The sequence below is a fragment of the Jiella avicenniae genome, from assembly GCF_021390325.1.
In the GTDB taxonomy this organism is placed as follows: domain Bacteria; phylum Pseudomonadota; class Alphaproteobacteria; order Rhizobiales; family Rhizobiaceae; genus Jiella; species Jiella avicenniae.
Genome location: NZ_JAJUWU010000032.1, coordinates 19,562 through 27,684, shown reverse-complemented (window position 1 = coordinate 27,684; position 8,123 = coordinate 19,562). Strand labels below are relative to the sequence as shown.

Here is an 8,123-nt window from a genome sequence, read left to right as displayed (position 1 = left end):
TTCAACGCCGTCACCGAAAGATCGGGATCCAAGAAGGTCGCGATCATCGCCGTCGCCAGAAAGCTTCTCACCGTCCTCAATGCCATGCAGAGGGACAAAAAGGCCTTTGCATGAACACAGTTGCCATTCCTCTGCTGGGAAAATTGGCGTTTCGGTGCAGTATAAAACACCATTTCGTCTGAACGCGAAACAAATCGGCGTCGATTTGAAATGGATCCCGGGTCAAGCCCGGGATGACGAAGCTTCGATGCTTCACTCGTTCTGCAAACGAACGACGCCCAATGCTGCAGCCGGACAGCGATCTTTCACGAACGTTCAATGATTACACCGCCGTGGTCGCTCAGGCACCCGAGCGATCCACCCCGCCGCTCGTCCTCTCAATCGACCACCCCGAGCACCGCGATGCAGTCGCCGGCCTTGACCAGACCGGGAAAGTGTCTCGCGGCGAGGATGCCGTCCATCTTGGCGGTATAGGTGTAGGGCTCCTGTCCGGTGCGGTCGACCGGCCAGGCGCGGCCGAGCGGCTGGCCCTGCCTCACCGGATCGCCGAGATCGACCAGTGGCTCCATCAGCCCGTCGATCTCCGAAAAGGTGAAGCAGCGGTCGTCCGGCATGTCGAGCCAGCGGGTCTCGCGGATCGCCGGCTCGCCCTTCAGGATGCCGGCATGGCGCAGAAGGTCGGTGACGCCGCGCTTGGCGATGCCCGCGGTGCGGGCGCTCGCCGTGCCGCCGCCGCCGAGTTCGGTCGTGACGAACACCTTGCCCATCGCCTCGGCCGTGGTGTCGAACATGCCGACGGCGTCGATCTCCAGCATCTTCACCGAATAGGGGGCGCCGAAGGCCCGCACGGCGGCGAAGCAGGCCGCTTCCTGCGCTTTGTCGTCGAGCACGTGGGCGGCCGCAAACGGCAGGAAGTCGAGGGTCTTGCCACCCGAGTGGAAGTCCAGCACGACGTCGGCCATCGGCAGGAGGTTGCGGGTGACGAAATCGGCGATCTTCTCCGTCGGCTGGCCGAAGGGCCGCCCGGGAAAGGAGCGGTTGAGATTGCCCTTGTCGATTGGTGAGGTGCGGGTGCCCGCCCGGAAGGCCGGGTAGTTCAGCGCCGGCACGATGATGATCCGGCCGGAGACCTGCGAGAGATCGAGATTGCGGGCGAGATCGAACAGGGCGATCGGGCCTTCGTATTCGTCGCCGTGATTGCCACCGGTCAGAAGCGCCGTCGGCCCCTCGCCGCTCTTCGCCACGGTGATCGGCGTGAGGATCGAGCCCCACGCCGAGTCGTCGCGGCTGTAGGGCATCCGCAGGAAGCCGTGGTGGATGCCGTCGGCCTCGAATTCGACCTTGGCGACGACGGGCGACGGCGGCAGCTCGGCCACGGGCTCGGGTCCGAACATGGCGATCAGTCCTTCACGAAAAGCTGGCGCGGCACGTCGGCAAGGAGTTCGTAGCCGGTTTCGGTGATGGCGAAGCTCTCGGTGATCTCGAGGCCCATGTCGTCGAGCCACAGGCCGGTCATGAAATGGAAGGTCATGCCGGGCTTCAGCACCGTCTTGTCGCCGGGACGCAGGCTCATGGTGCGCTCGCCCCAGTCCGGCGGGTAGCTGAGGCCGATCGGATAGCCGGTGCGGTTGTCCTTGACGATCCCGTATTTCTTCAGGACCGCGAAGAAGGCGTTGGCGATGTCCTCGCAGGCATTGCCGGGCTTCGCTGCTGCGAGGCCGGCTTCCATGCCCTCCAGCGTCGCCTTCTCGGCGTCGAGAAAGGCCTGGCTCGGCTTGCCGAGGAAGACCGTGCGCGACAGCGGGCAGTGATAGCGGTTGTAGCAGCCGGCGATCTCGAAGAAGGTCCCCTCGCCGATCTTCATCGGCTTGTCGTCCCAGGTGAGATGCGGCGCCGAGGCATCGGCGCCGGACGGCAGCAGCGGCACGATCGCCGGATAGTCGCCGCCAAATCGGCCCCCGGGGCCGTCGACGCCTCTCGTGCCGGCATCGTAGATCTCGGCGACGAGATCGCATTTGCGCATGCCGGGCTCGATCTTGTCGACGATGCGCTGGTGCATCGCGCCGACGATGCGCCCGGCGATGCGCATGTATTCGAGTTCCTGCGGGCTCTTCTCGGCACGCTGCCAGTTGACCAGCGCGGTCGCATCGACGAAGCGGGCGTCGGGCAAGTCCCGGCGCATGGTCTCGAAGGCGGCGGCGGAGAACCAGTAATTGTCCATCTCGACGCCGATGGTGAGTCCGCCGAGGCCGCGATCCTTGATCAGGGCGGACAGCGCCTGCATCGGGTGGCGCTCGGTCGACTGGACGTAGTGGTCGGCATAGCCGACGATGTCGTCGTGGCCGAGATAGGCCGTCCGCTTGGCGCCGTTGGCGTCCTGGCCGCGGCCGAACCAGATCGGATCGCCCTCCGGCGGCACCAGCACGCCCTGATGGACGTAGAAGGACCAGCCGTCATAGCCGGTGAGCCAGGCCATGTTGGAGGGATCGGAGACCCACAGGACGTCGACGCCCTTGGCCGCCATGGCGCGCCGGGTCTTGGCGAGGCGGGTCGCATATTCCTCGCGGGTGAATTTGAGCTGGGGCACCGACATCGGGCCGTCTTTCCTGTCAGGTTGCAAAGGGAGTGCCGCGATCGCCGGCGCGGGCATGGGCAAGGGTGGCGATCGCCGTGTCCTGGACGCCGGTTCCGGTGAGGTCGGCGATGGTGATCGCGTCAGGCGAGGTGCGGCCTGCCGCGAGCCCGGCGACGATCGCGCCGAGCTCCGGAAAGGCCGTGTCGGGCGAGACGAGGCCGGCGGCGATCGCATGGTGCAGTTCGCCGAGCCTGCGTGTCTGCTTCAGGCTGTCGGCGACGTAGAGGTCGGCGCGGGCGACTGCCGCCGGATCGATCTCGTTCTTGTGCTCGGCATCCGAGCCCATGGCGGTGACGTGCTGACCAGGCCGGAGCCAGTCGGCCAAGAGGATCGGCGTCTCCGACGGTGTGGTGGTGACGACGACGTCGGCGCCCTCGATCGCCTCGCGGGCTTCGACGCGGGCGGTCACCGGAAAGCCGAGGGTCGCCGACAGATCGGCAGCGGCTCGCTCGGCCCTGGCGAAGTCCCGTGCCCAGATGCGCGCCTGCCGGATCGGCCTTACCAGCGCCAGCGCTTCAAGCTGCAGCCGCGCCTGGACGCCGGCGCCGAGGCTCGCGGCGGTGGCGGCGTCCCGGCGCGCCAGATGACGGGCCGCGACCGCGCCGGCGGCTGCGGTGCGCACGTCGGTCAGATAGCCGTTGTCGAGGAACAGCGCCTCGACGAGACCGGTCGTCGCCGAGAGCAGCATCATCAGGCCGTTGACGCTGGGAAGCCCGAGCTTCGGATTGTCGAAAAAGCCGGGGCTGACCTTGATCGCGAAACCCGAGAGCCCCGGCACATAGGCGGTCTTCACGTCGACCTCGCCGCGATGCTCGGGAATGTCGAGGCGCATGATTGGCGGCATCGCGACCGCCTTCGTCGCAAGCGCGGCAAAGGCCGCTTCCATGGCGTCGATGGTCTCGACGTCGAGGGTGACGAACTGGCGAAGCTCGGCCTCGGTCAGGATGCGGATCTGCGGCATCAGGCGGCGTCCTCCAGGCTGTCGGCGCCGGCGACGATGCGGGCGTGCAGGTCCATGGCGACGTTGCGGCCGGAGAGAACCGCGACGGTCGGGCCGCAGCTCTCGACCTTGCCGGCGAGGAGCGCGGCGATGCCGACGGCGGCCGCGCCCTCGACGATCTCGCGCTCTTGAAAGTATGCGTGGCGGATGCCCGCGGCGATCTCCGCTTCGTCGAGCAGCACCACCTCGTCGACGAGATCGCGCACCATCTCGAAGGTCAGGCGGTTGTCGAGGCCGATGCCGCCGCCGAGGGAGTCGGCGAGTGTCGGCAGTTCCTCGATCTCGACCGGATGGCCGGCGGCAAGGCTCGCCTGCATCGCCGCGCCGCGGGCCATGGAGATTCCGACGATCCTTGTCTTGGGCAAACTCGCCTTGACGGCCGCCGCGATGCCGGCGATCAGCCCGCCCCCCGACAACGGCACGAGGACGGTGTCGACCTCTGGCAGGTCCTCGACGATTTCGAGGCCGATCGTCCCCTGGCCGGCGATGATGGCCGGATGGTCGAAGGGCGGCAGCGGCACCATCCCCTCCCGCGACAGCCGGTCCACCTCGATCTGCGCGTCGTCCTGGCTCCTGCCGACGACGCGCAGCTCGGCGCCGAGCGCGGTGATGGCGTCGCGCTTGTTCTGCGGCACGAGCTTCGACAGGCAGACGACGCAGGGCACGCCGGCGATCCTGGCGGCATGGGCGAGCGCCCTGCCGTGATTGCCGGTGGACGCTGCGACGACACCTCTTTCGCGCTCTTCGTCGCTGAGCGAGAGCACCGCGTTCGTCGCTCCGCGCAGCTTGAAGGCGCCGGTTTCCTGCCAGTGCTCGAGCTTCAGTTGGACCGGCACGCCGCAAAGCTCGGACAGCGCCGCGGAGCGCTCCATCGGGGTGCGGCGGACGTGGCCGGCGATGCGCCGGGCGGCCTCTTCGATGGCTGGAAGGTCGACGGTGGTCATCGGATCAGGCTGCCGTGTGGAGTGGCAAGGAAAACAACCGTCCCGCCTCGGGGTGCGAGACGGAAGCGCCGCACCGGGCGAGGCATTCCCAGGCCGTCGCCTGGTTGGAGGTAACGACCGGGCGGCCGATCCGGGCCTCGATCTCGGCGACGACCAAAGCCGCCCGCAGCGCCGTGCAGGAGATGAACAGCGCGTCGGCGTCCGCCGGCATCGCCGCCACCGCCGCGTCGACGAGAGCGGCGCGCGTGATCCGCGCCATCACCCGGTCGTCGTCGAAACCGAGGCAGGTGACGCCGGCAAGGTCGAAGCCCTTGGCTTCCATGTAATCGGCCAGCGGCCGGGTGGTCTCGGCGAGATAAGGCGTCAGCATGGCGATCCGCCTTGCGCCGAGCGCGGTCAACGCGTTGGCCGCGGCGAGCGCCGGCGTCACCACGGCGACGCCCGGCTTGCCCGCCCGGATCGCCTCGGTCACGGCTGCGTCGCCGATCACGGCGGATGCCGACGAGCAGGAAAAACAGACCGCATCGAGATCCGAGCCCGGCAGGATCGAGGCCGCCGCCTCCGCAAGGCGCGGGCGCATGGCGAGTAGGTTTTCCGGCGTCGTCGGATTGGCGTATTCGACGCGGCTCGCATAGACGCCGATCCCGTCCGATGCGACGAGGCGGGCGTAGTCCAACTCCGTCGTGTGATCGGTGGAGAGCAGGATCAATCCGACTCGCCGCGCGATCGGCCGCTCGTCCAAGCTGACGGCCCGGGGCGAAAGTTCCCGCATCGCCGTCATGACGCCGCCCTGCCGCGCCTGCCGTAGCCGCCGAAGCGGCGCTCGAGATATTTCACCCCGATCACAGAGATCAGGCTGATCACCAGGAAGAACACCCCGACGAGGGTGATCGGCTCCACATAGCGGTAATTGTAGTTGGCGATCGAACGGGCCTGGTTCATCAGTTCGAGGACGGTGATCGCCGACAGCAGCGGCGTTTCCTTGAACATGGCGATCAGATAGTTCGCCAGCGCCGGGATCACCGGCATGATCGCCTGGGGCAGGATGATGTGGCGCCAGGTCTGGCGATAGGTCAGGTTGCAGGCCTTGGCGGCCTCCCACTGGCCGCGCGGCACGTTGTCGATGCCGGCGCGGTAGACCTCGGAGGTATAGGTCGCGTAATGCAGGCCGAGGCCGATGACGCCCGCGACCAGCGGGGCCAGCGTGATGCCGGCCTCGGGCAGGATGTAGAACAGGAAATACAGCTGCACGAGCAGCGGCGTGCCGCGCACGAATTCGACGAAGCCGCCGGTCGGCCGGGAGATCAGGCCGTTCGGCGAGCGGCGCATGACCGCCAGAACGAGCCCGAGCACGACGGCGAGGACATAGCCGAGCAGCGTCGCGACGATGGTGATCTTGGCGCCCTCGGCGAGGGTCGGCAGGATCTGCCAGACGAATTGCCAGTCCCATTCCATGAAAGCTGCCCTCCCTTAGGCCCGAACGCCGTCGAGGCCGCGCGTCAGGCGCTTTTCGAGGGACCGCACGGCGAAGCTGATCACCGAGGCGATGGCGAAGTAGAGGACGAGGATGGTGATGAAGGGCACCGCCGTGTTGCCGGTCTGGGCGCGCACCACCTGGGCCTGGAAGGTCATGTCGGAGAGCGAGATCAGGGAGACGATCGCCGTGCCCTTCAACAATTCGATGGCGTTGTTGCCGAAGGTCGGCAGCATGATGACGATCGCCTGGGGCAGGATGACGTGGCGCATGGTCTGATAGCGGGTGAGATTGACCGCGACGGCCGCCTCCTTCTGACCCTCGTCGACGGCCTGGACGGCACTGCGCACCACTTCGGCGCCATAGGCCCCGACGTTCAGCCCGAGGGCGAGGACGCCCGCCTGCATCGGCGTCAGGCTGAGGCCCATCAGCGGCAGGACGTAATAGATCCAGAACAGCTGGACGAAGATCGAGGTGCCGCGGAAGAACTCGATGTAACCGACGGAGATCCAGCGCACCGGGGCAAAGGGCGAGATCCGGCCGAGCCCGGCAACGAGTGCGACGCCGAGCGCGAAGGCGCAGCCATAGACGGTGAGCTGGATGGTGATCCAGGCACCGTGAAGAATGAGCTGCATGTAGCCGAGCCACATCTCCATGAACGTCCGGGTCCTCGCGGGGTTGGTGTTGGTTGGTTGAGCGTGGCCTGTGCGGGCGCCCCTCGTCCTTCGAGGCTCGCTGCGCTCGCACCTCAGGATGGGGGCTAGTTCGGCGCGGACGCCACCGTGTCGAACGGCGATGATCAGGAAGGCAGCGTCCCATCCCAGCCACGGCGTCGCGCCCCTCTCAGCGGCGTCATCCTCGGGCTTGTCCCGAGGATCTCCTGCGGTGTCCGCCCCAGAAGCCTCGGAGAAGAGGCTCAAATCGGCGCGGTGCCCTTCCCATCGATGGCAGTAGATCCTCGGGACAGGCCCGAGGATGACGCCGCATCCATGGTTTGCGCCAGACGCCCCTCGCCCTTCGAGGCTCGCTGCGCTCTCACCTCAGGATGAGGGGCTACTGCAACCCGCGAGCGCAGCGGAATCCCGCGCTCGCAGTGCAAAGGTGGCTCCTTCGAAGAGCCCCCGCCTCTTACTCCGCTGCGGCGCAGAGCTTCTCGCGCGAGGTCTTCATCGCCGCCGCGGCCGAAAAGCCGTAGGGCTCCACGAGTTTGGCGAATTCGCCGGATTCCTTCAGCTCGGCGAGACCCTCGTCGAAGGCGTCGCGCAGCGCCGTCTGGTCCTTGGCGAAGGCCGCGCCGTCGCAGGCGATCGGCGAATCTTCCACCGGCGCCACCACCTCGACCCCGCCGCCGGCCTTCTTGGCGAGCGAATTGATCGACAGGACGGGGAGCGAATAGACGTCGATGCGCCCCTGCTGCAGCATCGTCAGGCCGCTCTGGGTGTCGGGCACGACGATGACCCGGCCGCGCGGCACGCCGGCTTCGAGCGCCAGACGCTCTTCGGTGCCGCCGCCCGGCGCGCCGATGGTGGCGTCCTCGCTCTCGGCGATCGACTTGAAGGTCGTGAGGTTCTTCGGGTTGCCCTCCTTCACCAGGAAGGCTTCGGCGTCGCACAGCACCGGCTCGGAATAGGCGACGGCATTGCAGCGCTGGGGCTTCATGAAGAGGCCCGCGGTGACCGCGTCGAACCGGCCGGCCTGAAGCCCGGGGATCATCGCGCCGTATTCGGAGACCACCGGCTCCAGATTGTCGATACCGAGCTTCTTGAACACCGCCCGGGCGACGTCGGGCGCGGCACCCGAGACGGAGCCGTCGGACTTCAGCTCGGTGTAGGGCGGCTCATTGCCGATGGCGACGCGCACCGAGCCCTTCTCCTTCAGCTGCTCGAGGGCGTCCTGCGCCTTGGCGGGCGCGGCGCTGGCGGCAGCGAGGCCGGCGATGGCGACACCGAGGACGGCGCGGCGGGAAAGGGCGATCAGGCGGTTCATGGCAACTCCATAGGATTTGACGAACGGTCGGGGCGAGATTCCGAATGGCAGGCGCCCGAGGGCGCACCGGCGAGCTTCGACAGG

8 protein-coding genes are annotated in these 8,123 nt (G+C 67.6%); all 8 read right to left on the bottom strand.

Features of this window, described 5'->3' with window-relative positions; translation table 11 throughout:
• Nucleotides 1–377 precede the first annotated feature (377 nt).
• The gene (doeB, locus tag LZD57_RS23150) at nt 378–1,394 is read right to left on the bottom strand and encodes a N(2)-acetyl-L-2,4-diaminobutanoate deacetylase DoeB (RefSeq protein ID WP_233721961.1); all 1,017 of its coding nucleotides are present in this window, start codon (nt 1,392–1,394) and stop codon (nt 378–380) included.
• A 5-nt stretch (nt 1,395–1,399) separates the two neighbouring features.
• Nucleotides 1,400–2,593: an ectoine hydrolase DoeA gene (gene doeA, locus LZD57_RS23145; RefSeq protein ID WP_233721960.1), complete on the bottom strand. Its 1,194-nt coding sequence runs from the start codon at nt 2,591–2,593 to the stop codon at nt 1,400–1,402.
• Nucleotides 2,594–2,609: 16 nt separating this feature from the next.
• On the bottom strand, nt 2,610–3,596 hold the full coding sequence (gene eutC, locus LZD57_RS23140) for an ectoine utilization protein EutC (protein ID WP_233721959.1): 987 nt from the start codon (nt 3,594–3,596) through the stop codon (nt 2,610–2,612).
• A complete protein-coding gene (gene eutB / locus LZD57_RS23135) occupies nt 3,596–4,579 on the bottom strand; it encodes a hydroxyectoine utilization dehydratase EutB (RefSeq protein WP_233721958.1) in 984 nt (327 codons plus the stop codon). The genes eutC and eutB overlap by 1 nt, the downstream gene beginning before the upstream one ends.
• Nucleotides 4,580–4,583: 4 nt before the next feature.
• The gene (eutA, locus tag LZD57_RS23130; protein WP_233721957.1) at nt 4,584–5,360 is read right to left on the bottom strand and encodes an ectoine utilization protein EutA; all 777 of its coding nucleotides are present in this window, start codon (nt 5,358–5,360) and stop codon (nt 4,584–4,586) included.
• A complete protein-coding gene (gene ehuD / locus LZD57_RS23125; RefSeq protein ID WP_233721956.1) occupies nt 5,357–6,034 on the bottom strand; it encodes an ectoine/hydroxyectoine ABC transporter permease subunit EhuD in 678 nt (225 codons plus the stop codon). The genes eutA and ehuD overlap by 4 nt, the downstream gene beginning before the upstream one ends.
• Nucleotides 6,035–6,049: 15 nt before the next feature.
• Complete coding sequence (gene ehuC, locus LZD57_RS23120; protein ID WP_233721955.1) at nt 6,050–6,709, bottom strand: ectoine/hydroxyectoine ABC transporter permease subunit EhuC; 660 nt, start codon at nt 6,707–6,709, stop codon at nt 6,050–6,052.
• Between the two features lie 472 nt (nt 6,710–7,181).
• On the bottom strand, nt 7,182–8,039 hold the full coding sequence (gene ehuB, locus LZD57_RS23115; RefSeq protein ID WP_233721954.1) for an ectoine/hydroxyectoine ABC transporter substrate-binding protein EhuB: 858 nt from the start codon (nt 8,037–8,039) through the stop codon (nt 7,182–7,184).
• Between the last annotated feature and the right edge of the window lie 84 nt (nt 8,040–8,123).

Bases quoted from the DNA above. Each gene is read 5' to 3' on its own strand.
- eutC (WP_233721959.1), bottom strand. From the start codon at position 3,596: ATGCCGCAGATCCGCATCCTGACCGAGGCCGAGCTTCGCCAGTTCGTC.
- ehuC (WP_233721955.1), bottom strand. From the start codon at position 6,709: ATGGAGATGTGGCTCGGCTACATGCAGCTCATTCTTCACGGTGCCTGG.
- eutB (WP_233721958.1), bottom strand. From the start codon at position 4,579: ATGACCACCGTCGACCTTCCAGCCATCGAAGAGGCCGCCCGGCGCATC.
- doeA (WP_233721960.1), bottom strand. From the start codon at position 2,593: ATGTCGGTGCCCCAGCTCAAATTCACCCGCGAGGAATATGCGACCCGC.
- doeB (WP_233721961.1), bottom strand. From the start codon at position 1,394: ATGTTCGGACCCGAGCCCGTGGCCGAGCTGCCGCCGTCGCCCGTCGTC.
- eutA (WP_233721957.1), bottom strand. From the start codon at position 5,360: ATGACGGCGATGCGGGAACTTTCGCCCCGGGCCGTCAGCTTGGACGAG.
- ehuB (WP_233721954.1), bottom strand. From the start codon at position 8,039: ATGAACCGCCTGATCGCCCTTTCCCGCCGCGCCGTCCTCGGTGTCGCC.
- ehuD (WP_233721956.1), bottom strand. From the start codon at position 6,034: ATGGAATGGGACTGGCAATTCGTCTGGCAGATCCTGCCGACCCTCGCC.